The organism is Bacillus sp. BK450, assembly GCF_004364885.1.
In the GTDB taxonomy this organism is placed as follows: domain Bacteria; phylum Bacillota; class Bacilli; order Bacillales; family Bacillaceae; genus Bacillus; species Bacillus safensis.
In genome coordinates this window covers 862,359-880,736 of sequence record NZ_SOBQ01000002.1, presented here as the reverse complement: position 1 = coordinate 880,736, position 18,378 = coordinate 862,359, and the positions used below count along the sequence as shown (strand labels likewise).

General features: G+C 41.0%; 19 protein-coding genes and 1 other annotated feature. Of the genes, 14 read left to right on the top strand and 5 right to left on the bottom strand.

The genetic code is table 11. The annotated features are described in order from the left end of the window. Positions 1 to 36: 36 nt before the first annotated feature. The gene (gene asnB, locus EV579_RS09705; protein WP_133744333.1) at positions 37 to 1,935 is read left to right on the top strand and encodes an asparagine synthase (glutamine-hydrolyzing); all 1,899 of its coding nucleotides are present in this window, start codon (positions 37 to 39) and stop codon (positions 1,933 to 1,935) included. Positions 1,936 to 2,077: 142 nt separating this feature from the next. On the opposite strand, the gene EV579_RS09700 is transcribed toward asnB, so the two are convergent. Continuing rightward, positions 2,078 to 2,593: a gamma carbonic anhydrase gene (locus EV579_RS09700; protein ID WP_024426216.1), complete on the bottom strand. Its 516-nt coding sequence runs from the start codon at positions 2,591 to 2,593 to the stop codon at positions 2,078 to 2,080. 45 nt (positions 2,594 to 2,638) lie between these two features. Here EV579_RS09700 and EV579_RS09695 point away from each other — a divergent pair, with 45 nt between their 5' ends. Both EV579_RS09695 and EV579_RS09690 read left to right on the top strand, forming a co-directional pair. After that, positions 2,639 to 3,418 (top strand): alpha/beta hydrolase, encoded by a 780-nt coding sequence (locus EV579_RS09695; protein WP_024424906.1) that lies wholly within the window; start codon positions 2,639 to 2,641, stop codon positions 3,416 to 3,418. 30 nt (positions 3,419 to 3,448) lie between these two features. Next, a complete protein-coding gene (locus tag EV579_RS09690; RefSeq protein WP_025092387.1) occupies positions 3,449 to 4,528 on the top strand; it encodes a tetraprenyl-beta-curcumene synthase family protein in 1,080 nt (359 codons plus the stop codon). Positions 4,529 to 4,543: 15 nt separating this feature from the next. On the opposite strand, the gene mnmM is transcribed toward EV579_RS09690, so the two are convergent. Together mnmM and mnmL are read right to left on the bottom strand one after the other, a co-directional pair. Next, positions 4,544 to 5,119 (bottom strand): tRNA 5-(aminomethyl)-2-thiouridylate-methyltransferase MnmM, encoded by a 576-nt coding sequence (gene mnmM / locus EV579_RS09685; RefSeq protein WP_133744332.1) that lies wholly within the window; start codon positions 5,117 to 5,119, stop codon positions 4,544 to 4,546. Further along, on the bottom strand, positions 5,116 to 6,081 hold the full coding sequence (gene mnmL / locus EV579_RS09680; RefSeq protein ID WP_017358356.1) for a tRNA modification radical SAM protein MnmL/YtqA: 966 nt from the start codon (positions 6,079 to 6,081) through the stop codon (positions 5,116 to 5,118). Before mnmL ends, mnmM begins: the two co-directional genes overlap by 4 nt. Positions 6,082 to 6,233: 152 nt before the next feature. On the opposite strand from mnmL, the gene EV579_RS09675 reads away from it, so the two are divergent. From EV579_RS09675 to EV579_RS09645, 7 genes are all read left to right on the top strand, one after another. Continuing rightward, complete coding sequence (locus EV579_RS09675; RefSeq protein WP_024424902.1) at positions 6,234 to 6,509, top strand: YtzC family protein; 276 nt, start codon at positions 6,234 to 6,236, stop codon at positions 6,507 to 6,509. A 142-nt stretch (positions 6,510 to 6,651) separates the two neighbouring features. Beyond that, positions 6,652 to 6,831, top strand: coding sequence for a hypothetical protein (locus EV579_RS09670; RefSeq protein WP_024424901.1), 180 nt, complete (start codon positions 6,652 to 6,654; stop codon positions 6,829 to 6,831). A gap of 17 nt (positions 6,832 to 6,848) precedes the next feature. Beyond that, positions 6,849 to 7,241 (top strand): GntR family transcriptional regulator, encoded by a 393-nt coding sequence (locus EV579_RS09665; protein ID WP_024424900.1) that lies wholly within the window; start codon positions 6,849 to 6,851, stop codon positions 7,239 to 7,241. Then, positions 7,234 to 8,112, top strand: coding sequence for an ATP-binding cassette domain-containing protein (locus EV579_RS09660; protein ID WP_024424899.1), 879 nt, complete (start codon positions 7,234 to 7,236; stop codon positions 8,110 to 8,112). The genes EV579_RS09665 and EV579_RS09660 overlap by 8 nt, the downstream gene beginning before the upstream one ends. Then, on the top strand, positions 8,106 to 9,092 hold the full coding sequence (locus EV579_RS09655) for an ABC transporter permease subunit (RefSeq protein ID WP_024424898.1): 987 nt from the start codon (positions 8,106 to 8,108) through the stop codon (positions 9,090 to 9,092). The genes EV579_RS09660 and EV579_RS09655 overlap by 7 nt, the downstream gene beginning before the upstream one ends. Positions 9,093 to 9,113: 21 nt before the next feature. Then, positions 9,114 to 9,812, top strand: a complete 699-nt coding sequence (locus EV579_RS09650) for an ABC transporter ATP-binding protein (RefSeq protein WP_024424897.1) — start codon at positions 9,114 to 9,116, stop codon at positions 9,810 to 9,812. After that, positions 9,802 to 11,112, top strand: a complete 1,311-nt coding sequence (locus EV579_RS09645) for an ABC transporter permease (protein ID WP_024424896.1) — start codon at positions 9,802 to 9,804, stop codon at positions 11,110 to 11,112. Before EV579_RS09650 ends, EV579_RS09645 begins: the two co-directional genes overlap by 11 nt. A gap of 65 nt (positions 11,113 to 11,177) precedes the next feature. On the opposite strand, the gene EV579_RS09640 is transcribed toward EV579_RS09645, so the two are convergent. Both EV579_RS09640 and ytvA read right to left on the bottom strand, forming a co-directional pair. Next, complete coding sequence (locus tag EV579_RS09640) at positions 11,178 to 11,876, bottom strand: sunset domain-containing protein (RefSeq protein ID WP_133744331.1); 699 nt, start codon at positions 11,874 to 11,876, stop codon at positions 11,178 to 11,180. Between the two features lie 86 nt (positions 11,877 to 11,962). After that, positions 11,963 to 12,766, bottom strand: coding sequence for a YtvA family blue-light photoreceptor (ytvA, locus tag EV579_RS09635; RefSeq protein ID WP_133744330.1), 804 nt, complete (start codon positions 12,764 to 12,766; stop codon positions 11,963 to 11,965). A 422-nt stretch (positions 12,767 to 13,188) separates the two neighbouring features. Here ytvA and EV579_RS09630 point away from each other — a divergent pair, with 422 nt between their 5' ends. From EV579_RS09630 to EV579_RS09615, 4 genes are all read left to right on the top strand, one after another. Continuing rightward, entirely contained in the window at positions 13,189 to 13,518 is a 330-nt protein-coding gene (locus EV579_RS09630; protein ID WP_008343006.1) for a DUF4257 domain-containing protein, read from the top strand. A 103-nt stretch (positions 13,519 to 13,621) separates the two neighbouring features. Further along, positions 13,622 to 13,843, top strand: a binding site (T-box leader). Positions 13,844 to 13,940: 97 nt separating this feature from the next. Continuing rightward, complete coding sequence (gene leuS / locus EV579_RS09625) at positions 13,941 to 16,355, top strand: leucine--tRNA ligase (RefSeq protein WP_133744329.1); 2,415 nt, start codon at positions 13,941 to 13,943, stop codon at positions 16,353 to 16,355. A 130-nt stretch (positions 16,356 to 16,485) separates the two neighbouring features. Beyond that, entirely contained in the window at positions 16,486 to 17,388 is a 903-nt protein-coding gene (locus EV579_RS09620; protein ID WP_024424892.1) for a dienelactone hydrolase family protein, read from the top strand. A gap of 46 nt (positions 17,389 to 17,434) precedes the next feature. Further along, positions 17,435 to 18,187: an NAD-dependent epimerase/dehydratase family protein gene (locus tag EV579_RS09615; protein WP_024424891.1), complete on the top strand. Its 753-nt coding sequence runs from the start codon at positions 17,435 to 17,437 to the stop codon at positions 18,185 to 18,187. Positions 18,188 to 18,378 lie beyond the last annotated feature (191 nt).

The window sequence follows — 18,378 nt, the reverse complement described above, 5'->3', positions numbered from 1 at the left end:
TACTTTTAAGAAATAACATAACGTGGAGGCAATAATATGTGTGGGTTTGTTGGTGTATTTAATCACCGTCCATTGTCCGAAACTACTGAACAGGAAGAGCTAATTAAACAAATGAATCGTCTCATCGTTCATCGTGGTCCGGATGATGAGGGTTACTTTCATGATGAGCATGTAGGATTTGGATTTAGACGTTTAAGTATTATAGATGTTGAGCACGGAAAGCAGCCGCTTTCTTATGAAGATGAAAAGTTTTGGATTATTTTCAACGGAGAAATTTATAACTATGTGGAGCTGAAGGAAGAGCTTGTGAAAAAAGGCTATACGTTCAGCACAGATTCTGATACGGAAGTACTTCTTGCCACATACCGTCATTATAAAGAAGAAGCGGCTTCAAAGCTTCGCGGCATGTTTGCATTTTTAATTTGGGATAAAGAAGCGCAATTATTATATGGCGCAAGAGATCCTTTTGGCATCAAACCGCTTTATTTTACACAAATGGATGAGCAAGTGTACTTTGCGTCTGAACGCAAAAGCTTGATGGCAGTGAACGAGAACATTTTATTTGATGAGACATCCTTACAGCAGTATATGTCATTCCAGTTCGTACCTGAGCCAAATACACTTGATCAAAAGGTGCACAAAGTAGAGCCAGGTCATCAGTTTACTTTACGCCCAGGACAGAAGATTGAATTTAAGACTTACTGGAAAGTTCAATTCAAGCCTGAACAAACACAAGAACAAAAGCTGATTGAAGAAGTCCGCGATGCAATCTATGATTCTGTGAAAATTCATATGAGAAGTGATGTACCTGTTGGTTCATTCCTATCAGGTGGTATCGATTCTTCTTTCATCGTATCTGTTGCAAAGGAATTTCATCCTGAGCTGAAGACGTTTTCTGTTGGCTTCCAGCAGGATGGCTTTAGTGAAGTTGATGTAGCGAAGGAAACGGCTGATAAGCTTGGCTTACAAAACTTCAGCGCGGTGATTTCTCCTGAGGAATATATGAATGAGCTTCCGAAAATTGTTTGGCATTTAGATGATCCTTTAGCTGATCCGGCGGCGATTCCATTGTACTTTGTGGCAAAGGAAGCGAAGAAACAAGTGACGGTCGTTCTTTCTGGTGAGGGAGCAGACGAGCTGTTCGGTGGATATAATATTTACCGTGAGCCGCTTTCTCTTAAACCATTTGAATCTGTTCCATCTATGCTGAAAAAGCTTCTTCTTCGTCTGGCGCGCTTAATGCCAGAGGGAATGAAAGGAAAAAGCTTTATCGTCCGCGGCTGTACACCATTAGAGGAGCGTTATATCGGTAATGCGAAAATCTTTGAAGAGCCAGTAAAGAAAACCCTCTTAAAGCAGTATGATCCGAACATTACGTATCGTGATGTGACGAAGACATACTTCGAGGAAAGTGCAGGCTACAGTGATATTAACAAAATGCAATATGTTGATATTCATACGTGGATGCGTGGGGACATCTTACTGAAAGCAGATAAGATGACAATGGCGAATTCTCTTGAGCTTCGTGTTCCTTTCCTTGATAAGGTCGTATTTGAAGCGGCTTCTAAAATTCCAGAAGAGCTGAAAACAAAAGATGGCACAACGAAATATTTATTGCGTAAAGCAGCAGAAGGCATTGTGCCTGACCATGTGTTAAACCGCAAGAAGCTGGGCTTCCCTGTTCCAATTCGTCATTGGCTGAAAAATGAGATGAACGCTTGGGCGAAAGACATCATTAAAAACAGTCAAACTGACGAATATATTAATAAAGAGTATGTGCTTGATTTATTAAATGAACATTGTGCTGGTAAAGCAGATCATAGCCGTAAGATTTGGACTGTCCTAATCTTTATGATTTGGCACAGCATTTATGTCGAGCGCAGTATTGATCCAGAGCAATTGAATCATCAACCGAAAGAAGTCATCTTCAGTTAATGAAAAAAGGTTTTCAGCTTTGTGCTGAAAACCTTTTTTGTCATGATAGAAAGTGGCGGATAAGGGTAAAATAACTAGCGGTTCATAGTTATTGCTTAATATCCTGAAAAAAACATGATAAAGTGAAGATACACGTATGATGTTAACGAGATAAAAGGGAACGATAGTATTGTCCTTTTTCTACATATTCTCTGCGGATTCGGTCCATGTCTTGGATATCTTCATCTGTTAACAGCCGAACGACTTTGGCTGGACGGCCAAAAGCGAGTGATCCTTTTGGGATGACCTTTCCTTGAGGGACAAGACTTCCTGCACCGATAAAGGCGCCTTCGCCAATCTCCGCACCATCGAGAATGATAGACCCCATGCCAATGAGGGCATTTTTTCGAATGATTGAGCTATGTAATGTGACTTGGTGTCCAATGGTAGCACCATCTTCAATAAGAAGTGTTTTTCCAGGACTTTGATGCAGGCACGATAAATCTTGAATGTTGACGTTCTTTCCAATTCTCACAGGTGCAACATCGCCTCTGATGACGGTTTGAAACCACACGCTCGAATATTCTCCAATTGTGACATCACCGGTAATGGTGGCGTTATCTGCGACAAAGACCGATTCATGAATCTCAGGTGTAAACTGATGATATGGATAAATCACTTTTTCGACTTCCTTTCTTAATACAACATTTGTGAGGTGTTTACTTTGTGGACTTGGCATGCTGAAAGACCAGTTGGTACAATTGTCATTGTACATGGTGCGAGTGAATATCACGGCCGATATAAATGGCTGATTGAAATGTGGCGGAATGCAGGCTATCACGTCGTCATGGGTGACTTGCCTGGACAAGGCACATCGACACGTGCGCGAGGCCACATTCGTTCGTTTCAAGAATACATTGATACAGTCGATGAATGGATCGAACATGCGAAATCATTCAGACTTCCTACTTTTTTACTTGGACACAGTATGGGTGGACTCATTTCAATTGAGTGGATGAAGCAGTATACCCATACGAAGTTGAATGGCCTTATTTTATCATCACCTTGTTTAGGTCTGCAATTTAAACCGAAGAAGCTGATGGATTTTGCGTCAAAAGGTCTAAATGTGCTGGCACCGTCTTTTAAAGTGGAGTCAGGTCTGTCGATTGAACTAGCGACACGAAATCAGGCGGTCATTGAGGCAGACTCAAATGACTCTCTTTACGTGACAAAGGTTTCAGTTCGCTGGTATCGAGAGCTGATCAAAAATATCGATGCGGCGATGCAGCCGACGAATGTCTTTAAATCGATCCCGCTCCTTTTAATGCAGGCGGGAGATGATAAGATCGTCGATAAAACGAGGGTGATTAAATGGTTCAATGGCATAGAATCAACCAATAAATCATACCGTGAATGGGAAGAGCTGTATCACGAAATTTTTAATGAACCAGAAAGAGAAGATGTGTTTAAGGCGGCAAGAGCCTTTACAGATCAATATATTTGATTGTGAGCTTTAAGTTGGGGGTGGAGTGATTTGTCAGTACCAGAGCGTCCTTTTGCACTGATGACAAAGGTGTATAAAGATATTTTTCCGCTTGTTCATCAGGAGCTGAAAAAGTGGCGGGCTCATGCAGAAATGATTGAAAATGAAGAACTGAGAACGCAGGCACTAGCGAGCATATCGAGTAAAACGTTTCACTGTGAAGGCGGAGGCATTTTATCTCTTCTAGCAGGCGATGAGAAAGAAACGTGTATTGAATTCATTGTGGCGTATCAAACCATCAGTGACTACTTAGATAACCTATGTGACCGCAGCACGTCGCTTGATCCTAAAGATTTTCATATGCTGCATCAAGCGATGAGAGATGCGCTTGATATTCATGCTGAGCTCAAGCCATACTATCAATTCCGTGATGATCAAGAGGATCATGGATATTTACATGCGCTTGTCCGCACATGTCAAGACGTGCTTACGCGCGTTCGGCATTATCCGATCATTCAGCCATATTTACACACGCTGTGTGATTACTATAGTGACCTGCAAGTACATAAGCACGTCGTTCCCCATGAGCGTGTACCACGGCTAGAGTCATGGTTCCGCCAATATGAAAAAGATTTGCCGAAGATGGAATGGTATGAGTTTTCAGCTTGTGCGGGATCAACGTTAGGAATATTCTGTCTTGTGGCGTATGCGCTGCAGCCTGATTTTACAGAAAAGCAGGCGAAGCAAATTTACGAAAGCTATTTCCCTTATATTCAAGGTCTGCACATTTTACTCGATTATTTAATAGACCAAGAAGAGGACCGGCTTGGGGGAGATCTGAACTTTTGCTCATACTATGATTCTCATCATGAGATGATGGATAGACTTCAGCATTTTATCGAAAAAGCGGATGAGCAGCTGAAAGGTATTCCCCATGAAAACTTTCACAAATTGATTAACAGAGGATTACTGGCGGTCTATTTGTCCGATGAAAAAGTGACAGCCCAAAAAGAGATGAACAAGCTGGCAAAGCGGCTGATCAAATCAAGCGGGAAAACATCGTTCTTTTTCTATATTAACGGAAGAGCCTATCGGACCTATCAGAAAATGCCTTGGATGAAATCATCATAAAAAAGCTCAAATCCATTAGGATTTGAGCTTTTTTTCAATGGCGACCACAAATGGCGGGTCGTTTTGAATATTCATGTATTGATATGATAAAACTTGTACCTCTTCATGAGGCAGTGATCTGCAATAGTCGAGAAGCACTTCTTTTTCTCTTTTTCCTTCTGGATGTCCGTGGTAGATCACAAGGACGATCAGACCTCCGGGTTTGAGCCATTCGAGGAGCTGCTTGATGGCTTCAATGGTTGTATGAGCCTGAGTGGTGACGGCTTTATCGCCTCCGGGCAGATACCCAAGGTTAAACACTGCACCGGATATTTGTCCATAAACATCCTTCGGAAGATGATCCGCCAGTTTTTCATGTCCATCATGGATGAGGTGAACGTAAGGATATTGACCGCCAAGCCTTTTGCTTGTCTGCTGCAAGGCTTCCTCTTGGACGTCGAATGCAAACACTTGTCCATCAGTTCCTACAAGGTCAGCTAAATAGAGTGTATCGTGGCCGTTGCCCATTGTTGCATCTATAACGATGTCGCCTTTTTGACAAGCGCGTTCTAACAGCTCTTTACTAAAAGGAAGCATGCGTTTCAAAATCATTTGGCTGCTTCTTCCAATCTGACGAAACGTTTCCCTTGGTAGCTATTACGTCTTTCGAGCTCGGCATTAATGGCATTGAGTACTTCCCACTTATTAACACTCCACATTGGACCAACCATTAATTCAATTGGGCCGTCGCCTGTAATACGGTGAATTATCATTTCTGGCGGCAGAATCTCCAGCTGATCACAAACAAGCTGAACATATTCCTCCTGGCTTAAAAACTCAAGCTTTCCTTTTTCATATTGCTTGACCATTGGAGTCCCTTTTAAAAGGTGAAGCAAATGAATTTTAATTCCCTGCACATCTAAATCCGCAACAGCTTTTGCTGTTTCCATCATCATGTCCCGATTTTCAAGAGGCAATCCATTGATGATATGTGAGCAGACACGAATTCCGTGTTTTCTCAGTTTTTCTACACCTTCAACGTAGCATTCATAATCATGAGCACGGTTGATGAGCATAGCTGTCCGTTCGTGTACCGTTTGAAGACCAAGCTCTACCCACAGGTAAGTGCGTTCGTTTAATTCGGCTAAATACTCCACTACGTCATCCGGCAGACAGTCAGGTCTTGTTGCAATGGATAGACCTACGACACCATCCAGATTCATGACGGTTTCATATTTTTCTTTTAGGACAGGTAGCGGAGCGTGTGTGTTTGTATACGCCTGGAAATACGCCATGTATTTTCCGTCTTTCCATTTTGTATGCATCCGGTCTTTGATTTCGTTAAATTGTGTGATGAGATCATCAGCCCGGTTTCCTGCAAAATCACCAGATCCAGCGGCACTGCAAAATGTACAGCCGCCGTGGGCTACAGTACCATCCCGGTTTGGGCAGTCAAAGCCGCCGTCTAAGGCTACTTTAAATACTTTATGACCAAAGTGTTCACGCAAATGGTAGTTCCACGTGTGATAACGTTTTTCGCTGTTTGAATATAAAAAAGGGTTATGCTGATCCAAGTCAGTAACCTCCTTGCATAATAATAGGCATCCTTAAAGTTTAACAAAAATCACGAAGGAGGACAATTGAATCTGTCCAACATTTTCTTTAGTGAAAAAGCGTTACATGGGCAAAATAGGCGGGAGCGATGATGAAATGGAGGGAATGTAAGATGGCAACAAGGCAGTCGATCGATGAATTTATCCAAAAAAGTACGGAAACCCTTGAGTTTGCAAATGAACAATTTGATTTGAGCTCACGTCAGGAACATTATAATGAGGAAGAGTTTTCAAAAGCACAGCTCATGCTTGAGAATACGGTCAACGAATTAGAAAAATTAAAAGATGTCGCCAATGACCAGCAAAGAGAACGGTTAGACAGGGCGCGTGTTCAAATTCAGAGCTTGCAAAATCAAATGATTTTAGGGATTTCCTACGATAATGAATGATGAACAGATCCTTCTTTTAAGGGTCTGTTTTTTATTTTTTAATAAGCTATTGACTTTTATACCGGGTGTCTTTATTGTATTAAGTGTACTATATCAACTAATACACTACAGACACTTAAAAAGTGAAGAAAGGTGTTCAACCATGAAAAAAGAAAAAAAGCCAATCAATTTGAAGTGGATGGTGCTGGCTGTTGCGTTAGCATGTACATTTTTTTTCGTTCTTGTTTTCATTGGTTTTGAAGTTCAAAAAGATTTGATACCCAATTCAGTTCCTTTAATGCAAGGACATGATCAAGCGATAGGACTGCAAAAGCATGAATGAGGAAAGAGGGAGTCATCATGATTCAAATAGATCCAAGAAGCGCTGCGCCAATATATGAACAAATCATTGAGCAGCTCAAAATTTTATGTTTAAAAGGCGTGATGAAGCCAGGTGACAAACTGCCCTCTGTCAGAGAGCTCGCCACCATTATTATTGCCAATCCAAACACCGTCAGCAAAGCGTATAAAGAGCTAGAGCGGGAAGGGATTATTGAAACTCTGCGGGGCCGCGGTACGTATGTAACAGAAGGTGCTCAGTTAAAGCTGAATGAAGGGAAGGTGCTCGAGATGAAAGAACAGTTAAGACAACTCATCATAGAAGCTCATCATGCTGGTATTGATATTCATCAGCTTAAGGAATGGCTGGAAGAGATCGGCTCAAGTCTAAAAGGAGGAAAACAAGTTGATTGAGGTCAGAAATGTATCGAAGAAATTAAATGGACGCGAAGTACTCAGCGACGTTTCCTTCAAAATAGGCGAAGGTGAGATCTTCGGTCTGCTTGGTCGGAATGGCTCTGGGAAAACAACACTTCTCAGATTGATTCAGCAAATTCTTCTTCCGGATGAAGGAGAGATTTATTTTAAAGACGTACTGGTGAAAGACCACCCTTTAGTAAAGCAAAATATTGTATTCATGCCAGTCGTGAATCCTTACTTTGACAGATACAATTACGGACAGCTTGTCCAGCTGTTAAAGCATATATATCCAAAGTTTGACGTGACCTATGCCAATGAGCTTGTGAACCGCTATGAAATTCCGGAAAAAGTGAAGTATCGTGAATTGTCGACAGGGTTAAAGAAACAGCTGTCATTAATTTTAAGCTTTGCCATCAAACCAGCGGTCATTTTATTAGATGAGCCGACTGATGGTATTGATGCCGTCACAAGAAATGACGTTCTTCAGCTGATGATTGACGAGGTGGCAGAACGACAAACAACGATTTTAATTACATCTCACCGCTTAGAGGACATTGAGCGTATGTGTAATCGAATTGGATTTTTAGAAGGAAATGAACTCACAAGTGTCATGGATTTAGATGAATTAAAGAATGACTATGTCAAAATCCAAATGGCCTTTGAAGAAGATATGAACTTAAGTATTCGAAAAAATGGCGTTGCGATTTTGGATCAAGCGGGCGTTTTCTATACAGCGCTTGTTCTAAAAACCGACGAAGAAGCTAAAGAGTACTTGAAGTCACTGAAGCCAAAAGTATGGCATGAACTGCCTGTGAATTTAGAAGAAGTATTCATTGCGAAGTTTGGAGGGAAACGCAGATGGTAAAGCGGCAATTATTATATAAGGAGTGGAAGCAATCTGAGCTGACATTCATTTTAGTGATGCTTGTTGCTGCGCTTGCGACGCCTTTCGCATTCTTAATGGAATATTCTTCTTTTCAAACGTGCCTAAATGATACAGATTGTATTACGGATGCACCACGTTTTTCTTATATCTTTAAGACGGATCCTTTCCTCTCTCTTTCATGGCTAATGGGAATTTTCTTTGCTGTCATGCAGCTTGGATTTGAGAGAAATAAAGGGCAGATGGATTTTACCTTATCCTTACCATTTAGCAGGAGTACAATCTATCACACAAAGTTTTTCTTAGGTGCTGGAATCATTGCAGTCGCTCATGCCGTTTCTTATGTTCTTACTTATTTACTTATTTTAGGACTTAATCCACTAGAGACACCAGGCTTTCATAACGGTTATATCATTTCGCTTGTGTCCTCTTTGATGTTTTATAGTTTGTTTTTTGCAGCGGGTACTTTAACCGGAAGTTCCATTTCGCAAGCAATCGTTGGGTTCAGCACAGCTATTTTACCCTTTTTAGTGATCGGATTACCGCTTGTTCATGTAGATTTTATTATAAAGACAAGTGGGAGTTGGTTAGATAAGAGCTTCGCTTATTTGATATCGCCTATATCTCCAATCAACTATATTATAGATGAACCTTTCCGATCTGATTATCCTCTTTGGTTCTCAGGCGAAAAAATCATTATACCTATTGTCATGGTGGTTCTGTTTTATCTAATTGGCTTAATTAGCTTTATAAAACATCCAATTGAAAGAAATGGCCGCTTCTTCCTTTACTCAAGTATGGATAGACCTATTCAGATTATGGTCATTGTCTTCGGTGTTCTAGGGTTTGGATGGTTTGGTTTTTCTTCAGATAATTCCATATTTGGTTATATCGTTGGTATGCTCATCGGTGGAGTCGTAGGCGCTTTAACGAGTTATTTTTTAATCTATAGAAAAAGATAAACAGAGAGCAGGGGAGTAGAGATGATTCAGATTCAAGCATTAGATCATGTATTTAAAATTGGTAAAAAGGGCAGGGAAAATGAAATTCCTGTACTAAAAGGGATTGACCTGTCCATCAAAAGAGGCGATATTGCTTGTATTGTTGGACGAAGTGGTTCGGGGAAATCGACTTTATTAAACTTAATATCAGGCTATATTACGCCAACGAGCGGAAAAATTGTCATTGATGGCACCGATGTGACCGGCTTTAATGAAAAAGAATGGGCAGACTTTCGCTTAGATCACTTTGGCTTTATCTTTCAAAGCTTTCAGTTGATCGGGAGCTTAACAACGTATGAGAATGTTGAACTTCCGCTTACTTTAAAAGGTGTGAAGCCGTCTGAACGAAAGGCGAAAGTAAAAGAAATGCTGAAACGAGTAGGACTTGAACATCACGCAGGACATTACCCAAATGAGCTGTCAGGCGGACAGCAGCAGCGTGTGAGTATTGCAAGAGCCTTGATTTTAAATCCATCTATTATTTTAGCGGATGAACCAACTGGGAGTCTGGATTCAGAAACTGAAGGAGAAATTTTAGCCTTTATCCAGCAGCTCAATCGCGAAAAAGGAATTACATTTGTCATCATTACACATGACGATGAAGTCGCTTCAATCGCAGACACAACGTTCCAGCTTCACGACGGTGTATTAAAGAAAGGGGAACAATCCATTGAAATTTAGAGATCAGGTCAAATTCATTAGAAGAAATATGAAGAAAAATAGATTGCGTGTGTTTATGACCATTCTTGCGACGACAATGGCATGCTCTTTCTTAATCGTTCTAGCGTCTGTCGGTTTTGGTTTGCAAAAATCAGCTCAAGATGAAATTATGAAACAGCAAATCATCACTGAAATTAAAGTGTTAGGAAAAGAAAAAGGAGACGTTAAGATTGATGATTTAAAGAAATATGATCATGTGAAATCTGTCGTCTCAAGAACGGCAATCAATCCATCGGTTAACGTCGAGCTCGATAACCGTTCAAGTGAAACGCAGGCTGCTTTGACTGATATGAAAGAGGAAAAAGAAGCAGGGCTTGAGCTAGACCGAGGAAAAGTCCCAACATCAGCGAACGAAATTGTGGTTGGGTATCATATGGCGCAGCAACTGTGGACAAAAAAAGAACGCGAAGCCTATGAAAAAGAATTAAACCAGACGTCAAATGGGGAAGAAACACCGAAGGAGCCAAAAGGCTACACGAAGGATATTTTAAATAAAGTGATTCAAATCAAAGTGCCAAAACTAAATGAAGAAGGTGAAGTCGTTAAAGAAAAAACATTTGATTTCCGTGTAGTAGGTGTTTTGAAAAAGCCGAATTTGGAGTGGCAGGAGGATCATAAAATTCTGATTCCGAATGCTTATGAAAAAGAATTTGGTCAAATACTCGACCTGTCTCCTGAAGCAGGAAATGTCGAGAAAATGACTTCTGTTTATGCAGATAAATTCGACAATGTCGGTACGCTCACGAATAAACTGACAGATGAGGGCTATCAAGTTATCTCTGTGACGAACCAGCTTGAAGGAATGGATATGTTCTTTACGGTCTTCAAAATTGGACTCATTTTTGTCGGATGTATTGCAGTCATTATTTCTGCCATCGGAATTTTCAATACGATGACCATGGCGGTAACAGAGCGAACACAAGAGATTGGGATTATGAAAGCCATTGGCGCGAATCCATCCATTATCAAGCGGATGTTCCTAATGGAAAGTGCTTATATTGGAGTCATCGGATCAATCATCGGTATTATCATCTCATATTTGATTAGTTTCGCCGTTAATTTAATCATCCCAGCCATTTTGTCGTCCATGTCTGAGGGAGGATCAAGCGATCAATTCTCGATTACTTTTTCCTATATTCCACTCAGCCTTGTCATTACAGCGACAGTGATCAGCGCAGGGGTAGCGATCATTTCAGGGCTTAACCCGGCACGTAAGGCAACAAAAACGAATGTATTAGCAGCTTTAAGAAGAGAAATCTAAAAAAGAACCTCCTGTAAACCCGATTGGGCGCTCAGGAGGTTCTTTTTTATCTTAATTAAACATCGCTATTGCTTAGGTGCCCTGTATCCGGCACGCTCTGCTTCTTCTACTGAGCAGAACATTTTGGTTACATTCTTTGTTCTAGAGTAGTATCTGCTGCTTGGTGTGTGGTAAATACCGTTGACACTCCCTTTAATGTTACAGGCAGCCGATTCTTTTTTTGTTTCCTTTTGTGATTCATGACCGCCTGTGCTTTTTCCTTCATCTTTAGGTGCGGAGCGCTGGACGGTGGAAGACTTCGTATCGCTACTGCCATTCTTGATTTCTTGTTTGAGTGTTTCATTACTGGAGGTGAGCTTGTCTATTTTCTCTTCAAGCGATTGAATGGTCTTCTCTTGCTGTTTGACCGTTTCTTTTTCTGAGGTGATGGTTTCTAGCTTTTTTTCCAGCTTTTCTTTTTCCTTCTCCGCATCTTCTAAAGAGGAGGTAAGCGACTCTTTATCAGCTTTTAAGCGCGAAATGTCAGATGAGAGTTCTTTTTGATCCTTTAACAGCTGTTCGGAAGATGGATCGGCTTGTGCCTTCGGCGCATTTCCAGCAGTAAGCGGTAATGACATAATGGAAAAGAAGAGACCGATGATCAAAAAAGGATAAAAAAGTTTCTTTGAAAAAATCAGCTCGTTCTTGCGTTTGAGTAAGAAGAAATTGACAGCATATCCGATGGCAAAACAAACACATAAAAGACCTAATATGAGTAAAAACATATCTAACAGCTCCCCTAAATTGCTATTTACACCTATCATACCTCATTTTTCCATTTTGGGGAGCGGTTCAATTAAAAAAACCCTGTTTACACAGGGTTTTCAGCTAATGGTAATCCTTTTATGGCTTCTTTTACTGTCAAATAAGTGATCGTATTCTGGAAATCTGTATCGAGGTCTTTCATTTTCAGCGCAAGCTGCGGCTTAATCCCAGTGATGATCAGTTCGGTTCCAGTTAGATTGAGAAGATGATGCAGTTTGAAAATACGTGCTGCGACGGAATCATCGACCTCGATTAAACCAGAAAGGTCGACAATTAAATAATCATCCTTTGAATCATCTAATATACAGGTTAACTTAGCGACAATGGCATCAAAGCGTTCTTCAGATAATTTTCCGATAAGCGGAAGAGCAGATACACCATTTTTGATTGGGACGATTGGCGTCGAAAGAGAGGTGACTTCCTGTAAGGAATCTTCTAGGAGCTGTTCATATTCTTTCTGTTTCGTAATATCCTTTTGAAAACCAATGAAAAATGTTTTGTCATCTTGTTCAATGTATAGAGGATCTATATTGAGTTCATTCCAAAAAAAAGTGCCGTCTTTTTTATAATTTTTTAGCTGTGTGGTAATAGGTGTTTTGTTTTGAATTCCATGACGAATTAAAGCAAGCTGCTTTTGATCCGTGTCTTTTCCTTGAAGGAATCGACAATTACGACCAAGAATCTCATCTGGTTTGTATCCAGTCATTTGTGTAAAGCCGTGATTCACATAAACGATAGGGTTATCCTCTAAGGAAGGGTCTGTAATGACAACACCGATCCGCGCATGATCCAGCGCTTTTTTGATGAGTTCAAGCTGTTTTTGAAAGCCGAAAATGTTCGAGCTGACCATATTACCCTCCTTTGCTACTATAAGACATATCAAATGGTTGTCTTTTCAACCAAATGAATCCTTTTAAACGTAACATAACATATGTTCTGTTTCAACGATTGCAAACGCTTTGTTAAATTTGTCATCATAGTTTGTCCTCCATTAGAATAGAGTAAGTAAGGAGACTTTTCATTAGAAAAAGAAGGAATCAATTACTCATCATTCATAAAATGACAAAAATAGTTAATATGGATTAGGTGAAAATGATTCCAATGCATCAAGATTGTTTTTAGGTCATTCACATATAATGGAAGAAACAAGCTTTTTTTCTTCGTTAGAGAGAATAGACCTTTTACATGGATTATGACGGAACAGCAGAATGGCATTACAGGGGGCTGGACAGCCTGAAGTCGCTTTACTATTCTAAGGGCTTTAGGAAGGTGATGAAAATGCTGCAACAAGTCATTATTGCTTGCGCCATTGGAGGGGTCATGGGCATTCTCGGTCACGTAAAGAAAAAAGGCAGGCTAGAGAAGCCCAGAATGACAAAAAAGTTTATTTACTTAGGGTTTATTGAAGATTGGCTCGTTGGGATGATTGCCGCTACACTGCTTGTCTTATCCTCAAATCCCGAATCTAGTCTGCACTTGATCATCTTATCCATTATTTCAGGTTACGGAGGAGAAGCAGTTCTGCGAAGCTTCGATTTTGTGAGAGAAGAACGTTCACAGGATGCAGGCTCCAACCGTCATAACCGATCTCCACACGAATAATATCCTCTACTTTACCCTAGTCTAGGGTACATTCCCATTGTATACAAACCTGCTTGCACTTATGATCATAATTCTATAAAATACTACTTAGATGACGGTTACGATAAGAACAGTGAAGAGGAGTAGTAGGAAAGCAGTATTTGTCTTTAGAGAATTGACGGCTGGTGAAAGTCAATCAAATCTGCTTCTGAACTCGCCTCAGAGTTGCAGTTGCGTTAAAGCTTCTGTCGCATGTCTGCGTTAAAGATATTAAGTGAGCGTATGAACAGCATGTTACGCTAACAAGGGTGGTACCGCGGGAACCAAAAAATCTCTCGTCCCTTTCCAGGGATGAGGGTTTTTTGTTGATTTTAGAAAAATCTGAATTCTTGCAGTGGTCATCTAAGCAGATAAAGCCGTACATATTAAAGGAGGTTTTCACATTGAGTTTTCAGCATCGGGAAATTGAAAAGAAGTGGCAGGATTATTGGCTGACACATAAAACATTCGCCACATCTGACTCGGAAGATAAACCGAAGTTTTATGCACTTGATATGTTTCCATATCCATCAGGAGCAGGGCTTCATGTCGGGCACCCTGAGGGCTATACAGCAACGGATATTCTATCACGCATGAAACGTATGCAGGGATATGATGTTCTTCATCCAATGGGATGGGACGCATTTGGTCTCCCGGCAGAACAGTATGCACTTGATACAGGAAATGACCCGGCAGCCTTTACAGAAGAGAACATCAATAACTTCCGCCGCCAAATTCAATCACTAGGGTTCTCGTATGATTGGGATCGAGAAATCAACACAACAGATCCGAATTACTACAAATGGACACAATGGATTTTCTTAAAATTGTACGAAAAAGGATTGGCCTATATCGATGAAGTACCAGTGAACTGGTGCCCAGCGCTTGGCACAGTGCTTGCAAATGAAGAAGTCATTGATGGAAAAAGTGAACGCGGAGGCCATCCTGTTGAAAGACGTCCTATGAAGCAATGGATGCTAAAGATTACAGCATATGCGGACAGGCTGTTAGAAGATTTAGAGGACATTGATTGGCCTGAAAGCATAAAAGATATGCAGCGTAACTGGATCGGACGCTCTGAAGGTGCGCACGTTCATTTTGAAGTAGAAGGACATGACGAACAGTTTACGGTTTTCACAACGCGTCCTGATACACTATTTGGCGCAACATATGCAGTGCTTGCACCAGAGCATGCACTTGTTGAAAAAATTACATCAGATGCTCAAAAAGAAGCTGTCAAAGCGTATATCAAAGAGATTCAATCAAAGAGTGACTTAGAGCGGACAGATCTTGCTAAAACGAAGACAGGTATTTTCACAGGAGCGTATGCCATCAATCCTTTAAATGGTGAAAAGATGCCGATCTGGATTGCCGATTACGTGCTGGCGACTTATGGAACTGGAGCCATTATGGCGGTTCCTGCCCATGATGAACGTGACTATGAATTCGCCAAAACCTTTGATCTTCCAATTAAAGAAGTTGTAGAAGGCGGAGACATTGAAAAAGAAGCCTACACAGGTGATGGAAAGCACATTAACTCTGATTTCCTAAATGGCTTAGGAAAAGAAGAAGCGATTGAAAAAGCGATTGCATGGCTTGAAGAACATCAAAAAGGTGAAAAGAAAGTCACATATCGTTTAAGAGACTGGCTGTTCAGCCGTCAGCGCTACTGGGGTGAGCCGATTCCAATCATTCATTGGGAGGACGGAACATCTTCAGCTGTTTCAGAAGAAGAGCTTCCACTGATCTTGCCTAAGACGACAGAGATTAAGCCAAGTGGGACAGGTGAATCACCATTAGCCAATATTAAAAACTGGGTTGAGGTTGTAGATCCTGTTACAGGTAAAAAAGGCCGCCGCGAAACGAATACAATGCCGCAATGGGCAGGCAGCTGCTGGTATTTCTTACGTTATATTGATCCTCATAACACAGAAGAGCTTGCCTCTCCTGAAAAGCTGAAGAAATGGCTTCCAGTTGATGTGTATATCGGCGGAGCAGAACACGCTGTACTGCATCTTCTATATGCACGCTTCTGGCATAAGTTCTTGTATGATATCGGTGTTGTTCCAACAAAAGAACCTTTCATGAAATTGTTCAACCAAGGTATGATTCTTGGGGAAAACAATGAAAAAATGAGTAAGTCAAAAGGAAATGTGGTCAACCCAGATGATATCGTAGAATCTCATGGTGCGGATACATTACGACTTTATGAAATGTTCATGGGACCTTTAGATGCATCAATTGCTTGGTCTGAAACAGGACTTGATGGCGCTCGGCGTTTCCTTGATCGTGTATGGCGTCTTTTTACAAATGAAGATGGTTCACTCAGTGATAAAGTGACAGAGCAATCTGGCGGCGCATTAGAACGCAGCTATCATGAAACAGTTATGAAGGTAACGGATCATTATGAAGGCTTGCGTTTCAATACAGGAATTTCACAGTTAATGGTGTTTATCAACGATGCCTATAAGGCGGATACACTGCCGAAAGAATATGCAGAAGGCTTTGTAAAGCTTCTTTCTCCAATTGCACCGCATTTAGCAGAAGAGCTTTGGAATAAACTTGGTCATGAAGGATCTATTTCTTATGAAGCATGGCCTCAATATGATGAGTCAAAGCTTGTCGACGATGAAGTAGAAATTGTTGTACAGCTTAACGGTAAAGTAAAAGCAAAATTAACCGTTCCTGCTGATGCAACAAGGGAGCAGTTAGAAGAGCTTGCGAAAAATGATGCACGTGTAAAAGAACAGCTTGAAGGGAAAACCATTCGTAAAGTGATTGCAGTTCCTGGGAAGCTTGTCAATATTGTTGCGAACTAATGATGACACCCATCGGTATGAACCGGTGGGTGTTCTTTATTTCCCGGGACATAATTTTGTCGAAAACAAGGTGATTCCCGCATCGGTCTCGTATTTTAACAGGTGATCAAGAAAATGAGGAGTGACATCAATGGAAAAGGAAAGCAAACGTGAACAACTGCTCAGTCTGTTAGGAGAAATGCCAGAACGTCATCGCGTGGAGGCTTATACGTTAAAAATGGAAGAACGTGAATCATATGTGGTTGAAACTCTCATTCTCTCTATGAATGGTGTAGAGGAAGTCCCTGCTTATTTCGTGAAACCGAAGGATACGGTGAAAAAAAGACCCGTTGTGCTGTTCCAGCATTCACATGGCGGGAATTACGTGAATGGGAAGGAAGAGCTGTTAAAAGGTGATCATTATTTGCAAACGCCTTCATATGCAAAAGAGTTTACGTCTAAAGGATATAGTGTACTGGCCATTGATCATGCAGGGTTTGGTGAGAGAAGAGGAAGAACAGAAAGTGAAATTTTTAAGGAAATGCTTTTAACAGGAAAAGTGATGTGGGGCATGATGCTGTATGAAAGTATGTGTGCGATTGATTATTTGCTGTCTCGATCTGATGTGCTGGCGGACAGGTTAGCTGTCTTTGGGATGTCAATGGGCGGTCTTCTTTCCTGGTGGACGGCTGCACTTGATGAGAGGGTCAGTGTGTGTATTGATCTTTGTGCACAGGTGGACCATCATACATTAATTGAAACGAACAATTTGGACAGACATGGCTATTATTACTATGTACCGAGCTTGGCGAAGCATTTTACAGCAGCGGACATTCAAGAAATGATTTTTCCGAGACCGCATTTAAGCTTAGTTGGAAAACTTGATCAGCTCACGCCTGCTGAAGGCGTTGGAAGGATTCAAAAGGTATTGAATCAAACCTATCAAGCTGCTTCATTGAAAGAACGTTATCAGCTTACCCGTCTTCATGCAGGTCATTTTGAAACAGCCGCTATGCGTCACGAGGCGACACGATTTTTGAAAAAGTGGCTGTAATCAAGAAACGCTTGGACATACTACGTCAAAAGAAAGGAGGAGACAGATGAAAAAAATCACCATCATTGGCGGATGCGGTGTGATTGGACGTCTTTTAACAAAAGCGCTCTCTGCTGAGTACAGCGTCACGATTATTGATCTAACAAGCTGTGTAGAAGGAGTCATTTTAGCCGATGCAGCGAATGAACAGAATGTATATGAGGCAATTCCGCGGGATACAGATGTGATCTTGCATCTTCTAAACATGCACATGACGCATGATGTGATGGATCATGAAGAATTTGCAAAAATGACTGATATTTTTTGGAGGAGTACCTATTATATGTTTCGTTCAGCCGCGCGGCTTGGCATACGAAAAGTCATTTTTGCAAGCAGCAACCATGTGACGGATCGTTATGAAGAGGATGGACGCTCCTTACTTGGACGGCAGATTACAACTGACGATGTGCCTGCGACTAAAAATGTCTATGGCATTTTAAAGTTTGCTTCCGAACAGCTGGGACGTTTGTTCCACGATCAATCGGGAATGTCTGTCATCAATTTAAGAATTGGAACAGTTGTAACAGATGAGATGAAGGCATTGCACAAAAAGCAAAGAACAAAAAGAACTCTGCTGTCACATGAGGATCTTACAGGTATGATAAAGGCAGCGGTTGAATCGGATATTCCCTTTGGGACCTATTATGCAGTATCAGAGAATGAAGAAAAGCCGTGGTCTACTGAGAAAACGAAGCTGGAGTTAGGCTATGAACCAGATGTCAATACGACGGAAATCCTCGAAGAAAATGATCGAGCATAAGGCATAATCATGTCATGAGCTAATGATCTTATTCTTTTGTTTCATGAGCATAAAAGCACGGCTGATATGATCTATCCAGTTGGTCTGTCAAAATGATTATAGACGCTTTCTTCCCCCGTTTGTTACATTTTAATCACGATATCGTCACAGGCTGCAGCTTACTTTCAGATGGAATGATAACGCTTTCAAAG

What these genes read in the sequence shown, in the direction of transcription:
- EV579_RS09670 (WP_024424901.1), top strand. Translation starts at nt 6,652, where the DNA reads ATGAAAAAAGAAAAAAAGCCAATCAATTTGAAGTGGATGGTGCTGGCT.
- ytvA (WP_133744330.1), bottom strand. Translation starts at nt 12,766, where the DNA reads ATGGTCAGCTCGAACATTTTCGGCTTTCAAAAACAGCTTGAACTCATC.
- EV579_RS09650 (WP_024424897.1), top strand. Translation starts at nt 9,114, where the DNA reads ATGATTCAGATTCAAGCATTAGATCATGTATTTAAAATTGGTAAAAAG.
- EV579_RS09665 (WP_024424900.1), top strand. Translation starts at nt 6,849, where the DNA reads ATGATTCAAATAGATCCAAGAAGCGCTGCGCCAATATATGAACAAATC.
- EV579_RS09655 (WP_024424898.1), top strand. Translation starts at nt 8,106, where the DNA reads ATGGTAAAGCGGCAATTATTATATAAGGAGTGGAAGCAATCTGAGCTG.
- EV579_RS09620 (WP_024424892.1), top strand. Translation starts at nt 16,486, where the DNA reads ATGGAAAAGGAAAGCAAACGTGAACAACTGCTCAGTCTGTTAGGAGAA.
- EV579_RS09640 (WP_133744331.1), bottom strand. Translation starts at nt 11,876, where the DNA reads ATGTTTTTACTCATATTAGGTCTTTTATGTGTTTGTTTTGCCATCGGA.
- asnB (WP_133744333.1), top strand. Translation starts at nt 37, where the DNA reads ATGTGTGGGTTTGTTGGTGTATTTAATCACCGTCCATTGTCCGAAACT.
- mnmM (WP_133744332.1), bottom strand. Translation starts at nt 5,119, where the DNA reads ATGATTTTGAAACGCATGCTTCCTTTTAGTAAAGAGCTGTTAGAACGC.
- EV579_RS09615 (WP_024424891.1), top strand. Translation starts at nt 17,435, where the DNA reads ATGAAAAAAATCACCATCATTGGCGGATGCGGTGTGATTGGACGTCTT.
- EV579_RS09675 (WP_024424902.1), top strand. Translation starts at nt 6,234, where the DNA reads ATGGCAACAAGGCAGTCGATCGATGAATTTATCCAAAAAAGTACGGAA.
- EV579_RS09630 (WP_008343006.1), top strand. Translation starts at nt 13,189, where the DNA reads ATGAAAATGCTGCAACAAGTCATTATTGCTTGCGCCATTGGAGGGGTC.